This is a genomic window from Geodermatophilus sp. SYSU D01176 (genome assembly GCF_054050015.1).
Window position 1 is genome coordinate 1 of record NZ_JBJGYN010000083.1, and the last position, 14,102, is coordinate 14,102.

Genomic DNA, 14,102 nt, shown 5'->3' on the forward strand with positions numbered 1-14,102 from the left:
GCGGGGCCCCCCCCCCCCCCGCGGCCGCCGCCCGCCGGCCCCCCCCCCCCCCCCCCCCCCCCCCCCCCCCCCCCCCCCCCCCCCCCCCCCCCCCCCCCCCCCCCCACCACCGGCTCGGGGACGGTCTCGACGACCGCAGGCGGCGCGGTGCGCAGCGGCACGCTCGTGCGCACCTCGGACGCCGGCGGCTCCGCGGGCGCCGGCACCGGCGGGGCGGCGGCGGTTACCGCGGAAACCGCCGGGACGACGAGCGCCGGCCGGGCCGGAGCCGCGGCCGGCACCGCTTCTACGGCGGCCGCCAGCCGGTCGAGCACCGCCTCGCGGTCGCGCAGCCAGGTCGGCAGCCAGACCCGCTCCACGGCGGGCCAGCCGAGCATCCCCGACAGCACCTCGACCGGCAGGCCGTCGCGGTCGCCGACCGTGCGCCGCCGGGCCCACGCCGGGCCGTCGAGCAGGACGGCCACCACCGGCTCGTCCGGCGTCTCCGCACGGGCGACGGAGAGGTCGACGCGGAACTCCGACAGGCCGACGTCGGTGCGCACGCTCAGGCCCCGGTCGCGCAGCGCCGCCGCGATCTCCTCGCGGTGCCGGTCCGGGACGGCGACCGGCCGGGCCTCCCGCGGCAGCGCGTCGGTGCCGAGGGCGGCCAGGTCGAGGTAGGCCCGCAGGTGCTTCACGCCGACCGACGACGTCTGCTCCGCGCGCAGCTGGGAGGGGTCGAACGAGGAGAAGACGACGACCTGCCGCCGGGCGCGGGTGACCGCGACGTTGAGCCGCCGCTCGCCGCCGACCCGGTTGAGCGGGCCGAAGTTCAGCGGCAGCACGCCGCGGTCGTCGACGCTGAACCCGGTGGAGAACAGGACGACGTCGCGCTCGTCGCCCTGCACGTTCTCCAGGTTCTTGACGAACAGGCCCTCGCCGTCGGTGCGGTCCAGCGCCTCTCCCAGCCGATCGTCGCCGGCGTCGCGCAGCAGGCCCTCGATGTAGGCCCGCTGCTGGGCGTTGAAGGTGACGACGCCGATCGAGGGGAGGCCGTCCGGCGAGGCGTCGAAGCGGCGGCGCACCTCCGCGACGACCGCCTTGGCCTCCATCGGGTTGGTGCGCAGCAGCCGGCCGGCGCCGGAGCGGTGGAAGGTGCCGTTGACCCGGACCAGCGAGATGCCGCGACCGTCGACGTCCGCCGAGGAGCGGCCGTGGGTCGGCGCGGGGAACGACGAGAGCCGGTTGTCGTAGTAGGTGGCGTTGCTGAACGCGATGAGCGACTCGTCCTGGCTGCGGTAGTGCCAGGACAGCCACTGCCGCGGCACCCGGGCCTGCACGCACTCGGAGAGGATCGACTCCTCGTCCTCGACCGAGGTGCCCAGCAGCTCGACCGCGTCGTCCTCGGCGACCCCGTAGGTCGGCTCGGCGATCGTCGTCGGCGGCATCTGCCGGCTGTCGCCGACGACCACGGCCGCCGTCGCGCGGCCCAGCGCGCCGACCGCGTCGGCCACCCGGATCTGCGAGGCCTCGTCGAACACCACCAGGTCGAACAGGCCGGCCTCGGCGGGGAAGAACCGGGCCACCGAGTCGGGGCTGACCAGCACGCACGGCAGCACGGTCGTGATGAGCCGGCCGTACCGGGCCAGGAGCGCGCGCACGCCCAGCCCGCCGCGGGCCCGGGCCAGCTCCCGCTGCAGGGCGCCGACCTCCCCGTCGCCGGTCGCGGCGTCGAAGGGCCGCGCGGCGAGCACCGACGCGGGCAGCGCCGAGCGCAGGTGCGCCCGCGCGGCCCGGGAGGCGGCGGTGAAGCGGGTGATGGCCCGCTCGTGCACCTCGGGGTCGAAGTCGTCGAGCCCGGCGGCGTCGCGGCGCTCGGCGACCGAGGCCCGTGCTAGGCCCCGCTCGAAGGCGCGGACGGCGTCCTCGGCGGGCAGCTCGCCGGTGACCAGCAGCGCCCGCGCCTCGTGCAGGCCGGCGGCGCGCAGCGGCTCGAGGGTGTCGACCAGGTCGGCCCACCGGCGCAGCGACATCAGCCCGGTGTGCTCGACCCCGCGCTCGGGCCGGGTCATCTGCCAGCGCAGCACCAGGCCGTCGTCCCCGGCCCAGTCGGCCAGCCGCCGCGGGTTGCTGCGGCACACCCGCAGCAGCGCGGTGACGGCGTCCCGGAGCCGGGCGACGGCGGCGCCGGCGGCCGGGTCGGGACCCTCGCCCTGCACCACCCAGCGGCGCAGCGCGACCGCGACGTCGCTGGCGCTGTCGGTGGACCTGCCGGCCCGTTCCAGCCACTCGACCTGCCCGACGAGCAGCTCCGGGTCGGCCAGCGGGTTCCACGTCGGGGGCACCACCAGGCCCGGGATGACCGAGGCGCGGGCGACGATGCCGTGCGCGGCGGTCTGCAGCCGCCACAGCTGCGCGACGAGCTCGGGGACGTCGCCCAGCCGGACCTTCACGCCCGGCCGCAGCACCGGCGCCAGCTCGGCGCGGACGTCGGCGAGCCCGTTCCGGCGGGCCATCCACCGGCCGGCCTGCGCGGTCTGCGCGGCGACGTACAGGTCGGCCAGCGGCAGCTCCAGCGCGGCGGGGGTGGCGAGCTCCAGCCCCGGGTGGGCGGTGCTGCTGAACGCGGCGACCTCGCCCAGCACGGTCGTCGTCGCCACGTTCCAGCGCTCGGTCGGCACCTCGTCGAGGACGTCGAGCGTCGTCGCCGGGCCGCAGAGCAGGTGGGCCAGGGCGTCGAGGTCCGCGGGCGTGCGGACCTCCCGCAGCACGCGGGCCAGGTGCGGCTCCGTGGGCAGGTCGCGGACGGCCCGGTCGACGGCGGCCGCGGCCTGCTGGGCGGCCAGCAGGTCGACCCGCGCGGTGTCCACGAACGCCCAGGCGTGCCGCGGCGAGGGGCGCACCAGGTCGGCGATGTCGGGCAGCAGCGCCAGCGCGCGGCGCACCGCGGTGAGCGTCTCCGGCGACGCGGCGGCGACGAACGCGGGGGAGACCGGTAGCGTCGGGTCGCCCTCGCGCACGGCCAGCACCGCGGTCCGGGCGGTGTAGTACGACAGCCCGGCGGCGTTCTCGGAGTGCAGCCGGCCGGCGTAGCGGGCCAGCGTGCGGCGGGCCGAGCGGAGGTCCTCGCCGCCGGCCTCCCTCCCCTCGTCCGCGGTCCCCGCGGGGTGCACGGCGACGGCGTGCTCCAGCGCCGCCCGGACCTGGGCGCGGACCACCGATGCCTTGGCGCCCCGGTCGTGCAGGTCGAGGGCGAACGGGCCCATGCCGACGGCCTCGAGCCGCCGCGCGACGACGTCCAGCGCCGCCCGCTTCTCCGCGACGAACAGCACCCGCTTGCCGTCGGCGACCGCGCGGGTGAGCAGGTTGGTGATGGTCTGCGACTTGCCGGTGCCGGGCGGGCCCTCGAGCACGAAGGTGCGCCCGGCGGCGGCCTCGGCGACCGCGCGCAGCTGGGAGGCGTCGGCGGGCACCGGGCACGCCGCGGCCAGCTCGTCGAGGTCGGTGGCGCCGGCGGTGTCGGGAGCCGGGTCGGCGAAGGCCTCGGTCGGCCGGTGCACGAGGTGGTGCACCAGCGGGTTGGCGGTCAGGTCGGCCCAGTGCTCGTCGAGGTCCTTCCAGAGCCGGTACTTGGCGAACTGGAGGACGGCGAGGTCGGCGGTGGCCTCGACGCGGTGGGGGAGGCCGCCGTCGGCCAGCGCCCGGCGCACTGCCTGCAGCGCCCGGTCGAGGTCGATGCCGGCGCCGGTCCCCTCGTCGACGGCAGGGCCGGGTTCGGTGAGCCCGGGGACGGACAGGCCGTGCACCTGCCGCAGCTTCTCCAGCAGGCAGTGGTTCGGCGTGCTGGAGCCGGTGTCGTCCAGCGCCAGCGTGTAGACGCCGTTGCGGCTGGTCGGGGTGAGGGTGACCGGCACCAGCACCAGCGGGGAGCGCAGCGGCCGGCCGTCGAGCTCCCACACCAGGCTGCCCAGGGCCAGGTAGAGGTTGTTGGCGCCGGTCTCCTCGCGCACCGTCTTGGCCTTGTGGGCGAGGTTGCGCAGCCGCGGCAGGTAGCCGCCCTCGGTGACCTCCGCGTGCACCGCGCGCCGCTCGGCGAGCGCGGCGGCCAGCTGCGCGGCGGGCAGGTCGCGCGCCGAGGACAGGCCCCGCTCGCGGTGCACGGCGGCGATCCGGTCGCTCGGCAGCAGCTGGACGGCGGTGCCCGCGTGCAGCAGGTCCGCGAGCAGGGGCAGCTGCGTCGCGGGGACGGTCAGTGGCAGCCCGGCCCGCTCGCTGTAGTTGATCAGCCGGTTGCGCAGCGACAGGTCCAACAGGCTGTTCTTCCACTGCTGCACGCGGGCCGGGACCTCCGCGCGGCCCGGTGTCGCAGGCGCCGGCGTCCGCTCCGCCGGGCGCGCCGCGGCGCTGTGCACGGCCGGGCGGTACTCGACCACCTGCACCACGCCGTCCCGGCCGCGGGTGCGGGCCGGCAGCGGCACGATGCCGTCGCGGCGAGCCCGGTGGACGTCGGTGACGCCGAGGACGCGGTCGAGGTCCGCGGCCCCGGCCAGCCAGGCGCTGTAGGCCGGGCCGTGCAGGTCGGCGTCGGCGGAGCCGCGGCTGGTGAGCAGCGTGGTCTCGACCAGCCGGATCAGCCCCAGGTCGACGAGGTCGACCAGCGGGGCGACGTCGGTGGTGGCGACGCTCTCGGCGCTGCGCTCCTCGCGCCAGTAGCCCAGGAAGGCGTGCCCTTCGGCGACCCACAGCAGCGGCCGGATGCCCGCCTGTTCCAGGGCGGCGGCGAGCGTGACGACGGTGTCCAGGCAGGTGCCGACCCGCCCGTCGAGGACGTCGCCGGGGGTGCGCACCTTCTGGCCGACGTCGGCCCAGCCGGCCGGCGGCTCGGTGGAGCGGATGGCCCGGCGCTGCATCGCCTCGGTCAGCGCGGCGACGATCTCGTCGACCCGCTCCGGTCCGGACTGGTAGCCCTGCACCGAGCCGCTGCCGGTGCGCTGCTCGAGCAGGTCGGCGGCCTCGCCGATGAGCGCGGTCACGCTCGGGTGGTGGGGCAGGACGTGGGCGGCGAGCAGCTCCAGCGCCAGTGGCACGGGGGCGGCCAGCCACTGGTTGGCGGCCAGCACCTGCACCGGGACGGCGGTGCCGCCGACGTCCTCGCCGTCCACCAGCAGGTCGATCTCGATGGAGCCGGGCCGCTGCTCCTCGATCTGCAGCATCGCGGCGGGGTCCATGACCAGGCCGACGTCGCTGAGCACGGTGGTCTGCCCGGCGTCGAGGTCGACGAGCACCTCGACGGGACTGCCGATGGGGCCCTCGGCGTCGCGGACGCCGAGCCGCACGGTCGCCCCGCGCACCGCCGCGCCGTGGTTGGTGAACGCCAGGCGGGAGACGACCGGGACGCGGTTGTGCGCCAGCGCGTAGCTGAGCACCGGCGTCGAGGTCGCCTGGATCGCCACGGCCGGCCGGGTGCTCGATGCGGAGGTCCGGACGGACGTGGTGCTCATGGCGTCCTGTCTACCGGTCCGGACGGAACGGTCCCCTCAGGCCGTCGAGGCGTCTGGGGCCGCTGCGACGAGTGGGGCGCGACTGACTCCGGATCCGGTCCGAGGCCCCTGCGGACGGTCACGACGCCACGTCCGGGCGCCGATGAGGGCCGGCCGCGACCCCCCGCTTGCCCGGCGTCCGGAGGTGCTCCAGGTTGCTGGTATGGCAGGTGTGCAGCGTCGGGAGTCAGGGCTGGTCGTCGAGGAGCGCGGGCACGTGCGCGTGCTCATCCTGGACCGGCCGGAGCGCCGTAACGCGCTGTCGAGCGCGCTGCAGGCCGACCTGGTCGAGGAGCTGCTGCGCTGCGGGGAGGACGGCGACGTGCGCGCCGTCGTTCTCGCGGCCCACGGGCCGGCCTTCTGCGCCGGGTTCGACCTCGACGAGATCCGCGAGCAGGACCGCCGCGGGGAGCGGTTCCGCCCGCCGATGGACCGGCCCACCCGCGCGCTGTTCGAGGTGGTGACCGAGGTGCCGGTGCCGGTGGTCGCCGCGATCGCCGGTGCCGCGGTGGCCGGCGGGTTCGAGCTGGCGCTGGCCTGCGACCTGCGGGTGGCCGCGCCCGGCGTCCGCATGGGGCTGCCCGAGGCGAAGATCGGGATGGGCGCCAACTTCGGCTCCGTCGTCCTGCCCAAGCGCATCCCCATGGGCATCGCCCTCGAGCTGCTCTACACCGGCGAGTACGTGACCAGCGAGGTCGCCGAGCGGTGGGGCCTGGTCAACCGCCTGGTGCCGGCGGACGACGTGCTGCCCACGGCGCTGGGCCTGGCCGAGGCGATCGCGGCCAACGCCCCGCTCTCGGTGCGCCGGATGAAGGCGACCGCGATCAAGGGCCTGGAGCTGCCGCTGTGGCAGGCGCTGCGGCTGGACGTCGGCCCCAACCCGTACCTGTCCGAGGACCGCAGGGAGGGCATCGCCGCGCAGCGCGAGAAGCGCCCCCCGCGGTGGACCGGGCGCTGACCTGCGCTCCGCGCGATCCGCCTCGCCCCGCATCTGGGGCAGGGGTGGAGCTCCTCGGAGGGGTGGGACCGCTGGGGCGGGAGGCGCGGTCGGGACCGTCCGTGCCCGCATCGACGCACGCCGGCCTCGAGAGCGGCGGGGAGGGTGCCGAGTCTCTGCGGGACCACCGATGCCGTCCGCACCACGGGAGCGACCATGACCACCTCCGACCCCGGCACCACCCCCACCGGCCCGCAGCCCGACCCGGCCCAGCAGCCGCCGGGTCCGTGGGCCCCGCCGCAGCAGTCCGGCGCCTGGGCCCCGCCGCAGCAGCCGTCCGCCACGGCGGGCGGGCTCAAGAAGTGGCTGCGGGTCGGCGTGCCGGTCGCCGTGGTCGGCGTCGTCGGCCTGGGCGGCTTCCTCGGCTTCGCCGAGCCCGAGCTGGGCGACTGCGTGCAGATGCAGGGGGAGACCAGCTTCGACGTCGTCGACTGCGGGTCCGACGAGGCCGAGTACCGCATCGTCGGCATCGAGGACGAGGAGCAGAACCACCCGGACTTCATGGCCGACCCCGACACCTGCCTCGACTTCCCCTCGACCGAGGTCGCGTTGTGGATCGGGGAGCTGGAGACCGAGCCCGGCACCGTCTACTGCGCCGAGCCGACCGGGACCGACGGCCGGTAGGCCCCTCTCGCGCGACCTCCGCCCCTGCGTCCTCCTGGGAGCAGGGGCGGAGGTCGCGCGGGGACCTGCCCGGTGGGGGAGGGCCGGTGCTTGCCCGCGGCCGCGCGCCCCGCCCGGCCGTCCCACCACGCGGGCCGCTCAGCTGCCGAAGCGCTGCTCCAGGTCCTGCACCTCGGGCAGCCCGATGAGGTCGGTGAACTCCTCGAACGACGGCAGCCCGTCGAGCGAGGGGGTGCCGTCGCGGCGGAGCGTCGCGAGCAGCGAGCGGATCCCGGCCGTGGCGGCCAGCAGGGTGCCGATCGGGTAGATCACCAGCGCGAAGCCGAGCTCGGTCATCCGCGCCAGGGACACCGGCGGCGTGCGCCCACCCTCGGCCCAGTTGAAGACCAGGGGCGCGACGCCGGCGAGCTCGCCGGCGATCCGCCCGACGTCGGCCTCGCTCGTGGGCGCCTCCACGAACAGCAGGTCCGCGCCGGCCTCGGCGTAGGCGCGGGCCCGCTGCAGCGCGTCGTCCACCCCGCTGACCGCCACCGCGTCGGTGCGCGCGATGAGCACCAGGTCGGGGTCGCGGCGGGCGGCCGCGGCGGCGCGGACCTTGCCGACCATCTCGTCGGTGCCGATCAGCGCCTTGCCGCTCATGTGCCCGCACTTCTTGGGCATGACCTGGTCCTCGAGCTGGATGCCGGCGACCCCGGCCTGCTCGTACAGCTGCACGGTGCGCACCACGTTGAGCGCGTTGCCGTACCCGGTGTCGGCGTCGGCGATGACCGGGACGTCGACCGCCGCGGCGATCCGGCGGGCGTTGTCGACCATCTCCGCGCCGCTGAGCAGCCCGACGTCGGGGCGGCCGATGAGCGAGGCCGTCGTCCCGAAGCCGGTCATGTAGACGGCGTCGAAGCCGGCCTGCTCCACCAGCCGGGCCGACAGCGCGTCGTAGGCACCCGGCGCCAGGAGCGGCTCGGGCGCGGCGAGCAGCTCCCGCAGCCGGGACCGCGGTGCGCGGCCGTCTCCCAGTAGGTCCCCCACGTCGGCCTCCTCGGTGGTGTGCAGCTGTGCGGACGTGCGCCGGACGGTCAGCGCGGGACGTCGACGCCGTCGCTCATGTGGACGACGACCCGGCCGAACCGCAGCCCCTCCAGGTCGTCGACGCAGGAGGAGTAGCGCTCGACGAGGTCCACCGGGTACCCGCAGGTCGCGACCTGGTCGGCCGGACGCGTGACCGTTGCGGAGACCATGACCTGTCCTCGTTCCTCGGAGGTCGGCCGGGCGATCCGGGCGGGGACTGCCGGTGTCAGGACGCCGATACGGCCAGTTGCATACAACGACCGACCGTGAGTGTCTCGGTGGCGACCAGTCTGCACCCGCCACCACGGGCACCGCAAGCCGCTCGACGAGCCGGAGTCGTCCGGATCCGCCCCTTGTGGCGCGACCGCGGTGGCCCTACGTTGCATGCAATCGTGTGGGAGGTGTGATCCGTGACACGACCTCTGACGTCCGCCGAACGGACGCTCGCGACCCTGCGCGACCTGATCATGGCCGGCGAGCTGGCCCCCGGGGGGCGCCTGGGTGAGGTCGAGCTCGCCGAGCGGCTGGGGGTCAGCCGGACACCGGTCCGCGAGGCCCTGTCCCGGTTGGCCGCCGAGGGGCTGGTCGAGATCGCGCCCAACCGCGGCGCGCGGGTGGCCACCTGGACCGTGGCCGAGCTCGAGGGCGTCTTCGACCTGCGGTCGGTCCTGGAGCCGCAGCTGACCGCGCACGCCGTCCCGAACGCCACGCCCGCCGACGTCGACGAGCTGGACGTCCTCGCGCAGCGCATGCACGAGGTCGGCACCCCCGGCCCGGAGCAGGACCTCGCCGCCCTCGTCCCGCTCAACCGCGCCTTCCACGACCGGCTCGTCGCCCTCGCCGCGCACCCCACGCTGGCCACCGCGCTGGCCGCGGCGATCCACCCGCCGATCGTGCGCCGCAACTTCCTCACCTACGACGAGGCGTCGCTGCGCCGCAGCCTGGCGCACCACAGCGAGATCGTCGCCGCCCTCCGTGCGGGGGACCCCGAGTGGGCCCGCGCCGTCATGACCTCGCACATCGCCAACGCCCGCGCCGTGATGGTGCGGGCCGCCCGGGTGCAGATGGCCGACCAGGTCGCCCGAGAAGAGGAGTCCGCATGAGTTACCGGCTCGGTGTCGACGTCGGCGGCACCTTCACCGACGTGCTGCTGGTCGACGAGGACAGCGGGGCCACCTGGCGGGCGAAGACCGCCTCGACACCGGCCGACCAGGCCGTCGGGGTGCTCACCGGGATCGGCCGGGTCTGCGCCGACGCGGGCATCGACATGAGCGAGGTCGCGCAGGTGCTGCACGGCACCACCGTCGCGACCAACGCCATCCTCGAGGGCAAGGGCGCCACCGTCGGGCTGGTGACGACGAAGGGCTTCGGGCAGGTCCTGCAGATCGCCCGGTCGTTCGTCCCCGGCGGACTGGCCGGCTGGATCATCTGGCCCAAGCCGGAGCCGCTGGCCGACCTGGAGAACACCGTCGAGGTGGACGAGCGGATCGCCAGCGACGGCTCGGTGGTCCGCCCGCTCGACGAGGACGACGTCCGGCGGCAGCTGCAGGGGCTGGCCGGACGCGGCGTGCAGGCCCTGGCCGTCTCGCTGATCAACTCCTTCGCCGACCCCGCACACGAGCGACGGATCGCCGAGCTCGCCGCGGAGGTGCTGCCCGGCGTCCCGGTGTCGCTCTCCTCCGACGTGCTGCCCGAGCTGCGGGAGTACGAGCGGACGCTGACCACCGTCGCCAACGGTTACGTGCAGCCGCAGGTCAAGAAGTACGTGCAGCACCTCTCCGACGGGCTGGCCTCCGGCGGGGTGACCGGTGAGCTGTCGATCCTGCGCAGCGACGGCGGGCTGCAGTCGGCCGGCGCCGCGGTCGCCGCCCCGGTGACCGTGCTGCTGTCCGGCCCGGCCGGCGGGGTCACCGGCGCGGTGTGGGTCGCCGAGCAGTGCGGCCACCGCGACCTGATCACCTTCGACATGGGTGGCACCTCCACCGACGTCGCGCTGGTCCGCGACCTCGACCCGCGCATCGGCCGGGAGACCAAGGTCGGCGACCTGTCGGTGCGGGCCTCGAGCGTCGACGTCCGGACGGTCGGCGCCGGCGGCGGCTCGATCGCGCACGTGCCGGAGCTGACCCGGGCGCTGCGGGTCGGCCCGCAGTCCGCGGGCGCCGACCCGGGCCCGGCCGCCTACGGCAAGGGCGGGGTGGAGCCGACGGTCACCGACGCCAACGTCGTCCTCGGCTACCTGCCCTCGTCGCTGGCCGGCGGGGAGATCACCCTGGACGTCGAGGCCTCGCGGGCCGCGGTGAGCAAGGTGGCCGAGGCGATGGGCCTGGAGTCCCCGGAGGCCGCCGCCGCCGGGATCGTCGACATCGTCAACGAGAACATGCTCGGCGGGCTGCGGCTGGTCTCGGTGCAGCAGGGCTACGACCCCCGCGACTTCGCCCTCGTCGCCTTCGGCGGCGCCGGCCCGCTGCACGCCAACGCCCTCGGGAAGCTGACCGGCGCGTGGCCGGTGATCATCCCGCCGGGGCCCGGGCTGCTGTGCGCGCTCGGCGACGCGACCACCAGCCGGCGCGACGAGTCGGCCCGCACGGTGCTGCGCCGGTTCGGCCAGCTGACCGGCGCCGAGCTGGCGCAGATCCTGCGCGAGCTGGCCGACGAGGCCGGCGAGCGGCTGGCCGCCCAGGGCCTGCCGCGGGAGGAGCAGACGGTCGGCTACCAGGTCGACGTCCGCTACCACGGCCAGGGCTTCGAGATCCCGGTCGCCGTCGACCCCGCGTGGCTCGACGGTGGGGACGCCCTGACGGAGCTGGGGGAGGCGTTCGACGCCGAGCACGACCGGCTCTTCTCCTTCCTCCTCTCCGTCGACCACGAGCTGGTCAACGCCCGCGCCACCGTCACCGGCCCGCGACCGGACGTCGCGCCGGTGCACCTCGACCCGGGGGACGGCGACCCGAGGGCGGCCCGGGTCGCCGAGCACGCGATCCACGTCGGCGGGGAGCAGGTGGACGCAGCCGTCTACGACCGGGGGCGGCTGCGCGCGGGCGACGTCGTCCGCGGCCCCGCGATCGTCACCGAGATGGACTCCACGACGCTCGTCCTCCCCGGGCACGTCGCGACCGTCCACCCCTCGGGTTCCCTGCTGATCACCCCGGTGGAGGGCTGACCCATGGCACGGATCATCGAGACCGCGACCGGCGCCGTCGACCGGGTCGACGTCGACCCGGTGACCCTCGACCTCATCGAGAACGGGCTGCGCAACGCCCGCTACGAGATGGACGAGGTGCTCTTCCGGACGGCGCTGTCGCCGGGCATCCGCGAGCAGCACGACGAGTTCCCGCTGATCGGCGACCCGAGCGGCAAGATGGTCGTCGGCCAGTTCGGCCTCTCCATCCCCGACTTCCTCGAGGGCTTCGACGACACCGTCGAGGAGGGCGACGTCCTGCTCACCAGCGACCCGTACGCGTGCGGGGCGGCGATCAGCCACGCCAACGACTGGCTGCTGGTCGTGCCCGTCTTCCACGAGGGCCGGGTCGTGGGCTGGGCGTCGATGTTCGGGCACATGTCCGACGTGGGCGGCAAGACGCCGTCGTCCATGCCCACCGACGCGCGCACCATCTACGAGGAGGGCGTGGTCATCCCGCCGTTCAAGCTCTACCGCAGGGGCGAGCTGAACGAGGACGCGCTGCGGATCATCCTCAACCAGGTCCGCATGCCCGACTGGAACCGGGCCGACCTCAACGGCCTGGTCGCCGCCTGCCGCACCGCCGGGCGCCGGGTGGTGGAGATGTGCCAGCGGTTCGGCACGGCGACCTACCTCTCGGCGCTGGATGCCCTGCTGCAGCGCAACCACGACGCCATGAAGGTGCTGCTGCAGACGGTGTTCGAGGAGGGGCGGACGCTGTCGTTCACCGACTACATCTGCGACGACGGCGTCGGCAACGGCCCCTACGAGCTGACGCTGTCCCTGACCCGCACCGGCGAGAAGGTCCACCTGGACTTCACCGGTTCCTCGCCGCAGGCGGCCGGGCCGATCAACTACTACATCAACGAGAACCTGACCCGGATGTTCTTCGGGATCTACATGATCACCGTCGCCGACCCGCAGATCCTCTGGAACGACGGGTTCTACCCCCTGATCGACGTCACGATCCCGGACGGCTCGTACTGGAAGCCGAAGCACCCGGCGGCGCTCAACGGGCGCAACCACGGCATCGGCCGGGTGTTCGACCTCTTCGGCGGGCTGCTGGGCCAGACCAACCCGGCGCTGCTCAACGCGGCCGGCTTCTCCTCCTCGCCGCACTTCATGTACTCCGGCCACTACTCGGGCGGCGAGCGGAAGGGCGAGTGGTTCCAGCTCTACTCGATCGGCTTCGGCGGCATCCCCGGCCGGCCGCTCGGCGACGGGCCGGACGGCCACTCGCTCTGGCCGTCGTTCGTGAACATCCCCTGCGAGTACCTCGAGTCCTACTACCCGCTGCGGATCGAGACGTGGCAGACCGTCCCCGACACCGGCGGCGCCGGCCTGCACCGGGGCGGGAACGGCGTCGACGTCGCCTACGTCTTCGGGGAGCCGGGGGAGATCGCCATCCACGACGACCGCTGGCTCACCTACCCGTGGGGCGTCAACGGCGGGCACCCCGGCGCCCGCGGGCGCAAGTGGATCGACCGGGCCGACGGCACCCGCGAGGTGCTGCCGTCGAAGTGCCACGGGGTGCCCGTCGCGCCGGGCGACGTCCTGCACTTCGTCACCTGGGGCGGCGGTGGGTGGGGCGACCCGCTGGAGCGGGACCCGGAGCTGGTGGCCCGGGAGGTGCGGCGGGGCCTGGTCACGGCCGGCGGTGCCCAGCGGTACGGCGTCTGCGTGACCGAGGACGGCGAGGTGGACGCCGAGGCCACCGCGACGCTGCGCGACCAGATGCGCGCCGACCGGCCCGGCGAGCTGCCGGTGTTCGACATGGGCCCGCCGGTCGAGGAGCTGCTGGCCCGCTGCGAGGAGGAGACCGGCCTGCCGGCGCCGCGGCGCCCGGTGTGGACGTCGGCGTGAGGTCGGTCGGTGTGCGTGAGATCTGCACACTCGTCACCTTCGGGGTCCTGATGGGCGCCAGTGTGCAGATCTCGCGGTCGGGGACACGGTGACCGTGCCGGAGCCGGCTCCGGGGCCGCACGGGTCGGCGTTCTCGGGTCGGGTCGGCTGGGGGGCGCGACCGGCGCTGCTGGTCATCGACCTGTGCCGGGCCTACACCGAGCCGGGCGGGCCCTTCGCCCTGCCCGACCCGGGTCCCGCGGTGGGGGCGACCGCCGAGCTGGTCGCGGCCGCCCGGGCCGGCCGGCACCCCGTGGTGTGGACGGCGGTCCGCTACGCCGCGGGCCTCGAGGACGGCGGGCTGTTCGTCCGCAAGGTGCCGGCGCTCGCCTGCTTCGTCGAGGACGCGCCGGGCGACTGGGGCGCGCTGACCCTGCCACCGGGACCCGGTGAGCCGGTCGTCGTCAAGCATTACGCCTCGGCCTTCTTCGGCACCTCGCTGGCCTCCACCCTGCACGCGGCCGGGATCGACACGGTCGTGGTCGCGGGCGTCTCGACGTCGGGCTGCGTGCGGGCCACCGCCATGGACGCGCTGAACTGCGGCTTCCGCCCGCAGGTGGTGCGTCAGGCCTGCGCGGACCGGACGCCGGCGCTGCACGACAGCAACCTCGCCGACCTCGACGCGAAGTACGCCGACGTCGTCGACCTGCCCGAGGCCCTCGCCCACCTGTAGACCGCGGGGGGGGGGGGGGGGGGGGGGGGGGGGGGGGGGGGGGGGGGGCGGCCCCCCCCCCCCCCCCCCCCCCCCCCCCCCGACCTCGCCGCCCTGGCCGCGGCCGAGCACGCCGTCCGCGGGAACCCCGGGGCGTGCGCCGCG

Annotated in this window: 9 protein-coding genes; 6 read left to right on the plus strand and 3 right to left on the minus strand. The window is 75.5% G+C overall.

The window, feature by feature from the left end; translation table 11 throughout:
- A partial coding sequence (locus tag ACI78Z_RS24030; RefSeq protein WP_457039057.1) for a DUF4011 domain-containing protein occupies nt 1-5,480 on the minus strand: 5,480 nt, incomplete at its 3' end.
- A gap of 202 nt (nt 5,481-5,682) precedes the next feature.
- Here ACI78Z_RS24030 and ACI78Z_RS24035 point away from each other — a divergent pair.
- Together ACI78Z_RS24035 and ACI78Z_RS24040 are read left to right on the plus strand one after the other, a co-directional pair.
- Complete coding sequence (locus tag ACI78Z_RS24035) at nt 5,683-6,477, plus strand: enoyl-CoA hydratase/isomerase family protein (protein ID WP_457039058.1); 795 nt, start codon at nt 5,683-5,685, stop codon at nt 6,475-6,477.
- A gap of 195 nt (nt 6,478-6,672) precedes the next feature.
- The gene (locus tag ACI78Z_RS24040) at nt 6,673-7,140 is read left to right on the plus strand and encodes an LppU/SCO3897 family protein (RefSeq protein ID WP_457039059.1); all 468 of its coding nucleotides are present in this window, start codon (nt 6,673-6,675) and stop codon (nt 7,138-7,140) included.
- 138 nt (nt 7,141-7,278) lie between these two features.
- On the opposite strand, the gene ACI78Z_RS24045 is transcribed toward ACI78Z_RS24040, so the two are convergent.
- Both ACI78Z_RS24045 and ACI78Z_RS24050 read right to left on the minus strand, forming a co-directional pair.
- Nucleotides 7,279-8,166 (minus strand): isocitrate lyase/PEP mutase family protein, encoded by an 888-nt coding sequence (locus tag ACI78Z_RS24045; protein ID WP_457039060.1) that lies wholly within the window; start codon nt 8,164-8,166, stop codon nt 7,279-7,281.
- Nucleotides 8,167-8,213: 47 nt separating this feature from the next.
- Nucleotides 8,214-8,375 (minus strand): hypothetical protein, encoded by a 162-nt coding sequence (locus ACI78Z_RS24050; RefSeq protein ID WP_457039061.1) that lies wholly within the window; start codon nt 8,373-8,375, stop codon nt 8,214-8,216.
- A 240-nt stretch (nt 8,376-8,615) separates the two neighbouring features.
- Between ACI78Z_RS24050 and ACI78Z_RS24055 the strand changes: the two genes are divergently transcribed.
- The 4 genes from ACI78Z_RS24055 to ACI78Z_RS24070 all read left to right on the plus strand — a co-directional run bounded on the left by ACI78Z_RS24055 (nt 8,616) and on the right by ACI78Z_RS24070 (nt 13,958).
- Nucleotides 8,616-9,308 carry a GntR family transcriptional regulator gene (locus ACI78Z_RS24055; RefSeq protein ID WP_457039062.1) on the plus strand — a complete coding sequence of 231 codons (693 nt, stop codon included), beginning with the start codon at nt 8,616-8,618 and terminating at the stop codon, nt 9,306-9,308.
- A complete protein-coding gene (locus ACI78Z_RS24060; protein WP_457039063.1) occupies nt 9,305-11,365 on the plus strand; it encodes a hydantoinase/oxoprolinase family protein in 2,061 nt (686 codons plus the stop codon). The genes ACI78Z_RS24055 and ACI78Z_RS24060 overlap by 4 nt, the downstream gene beginning before the upstream one ends.
- Nucleotides 11,366-11,368: 3 nt before the next feature.
- A complete protein-coding gene (locus ACI78Z_RS24065) occupies nt 11,369-13,246 on the plus strand; it encodes a hydantoinase B/oxoprolinase family protein (RefSeq protein WP_457039064.1) in 1,878 nt (625 codons plus the stop codon).
- A gap of 88 nt (nt 13,247-13,334) precedes the next feature.
- Nucleotides 13,335-13,958: an isochorismatase family protein gene (locus ACI78Z_RS24070; RefSeq protein ID WP_457039065.1), complete on the plus strand. Its 624-nt coding sequence runs from the start codon at nt 13,335-13,337 to the stop codon at nt 13,956-13,958.
- Nucleotides 13,959-14,102: the final 144 nt, after the last annotated feature.

What these genes read in the sequence shown, in the direction of transcription:
- ACI78Z_RS24035 (WP_457039058.1), top strand. Translation starts at nt 5,683, where the DNA reads ATGGCAGGTGTGCAGCGTCGGGAGTCAGGGCTGGTCGTCGAGGAGCGC.
- ACI78Z_RS24040 (WP_457039059.1), top strand. Translation starts at nt 6,673, where the DNA reads ATGACCACCTCCGACCCCGGCACCACCCCCACCGGCCCGCAGCCCGAC.
- ACI78Z_RS24050 (WP_457039061.1), bottom strand. Translation starts at nt 8,375, where the DNA reads ATGGTCTCCGCAACGGTCACGCGTCCGGCCGACCAGGTCGCGACCTGC.
- ACI78Z_RS24060 (WP_457039063.1), top strand. Translation starts at nt 9,305, where the DNA reads ATGAGTTACCGGCTCGGTGTCGACGTCGGCGGCACCTTCACCGACGTG.
- ACI78Z_RS24065 (WP_457039064.1), top strand. Translation starts at nt 11,369, where the DNA reads ATGGCACGGATCATCGAGACCGCGACCGGCGCCGTCGACCGGGTCGAC.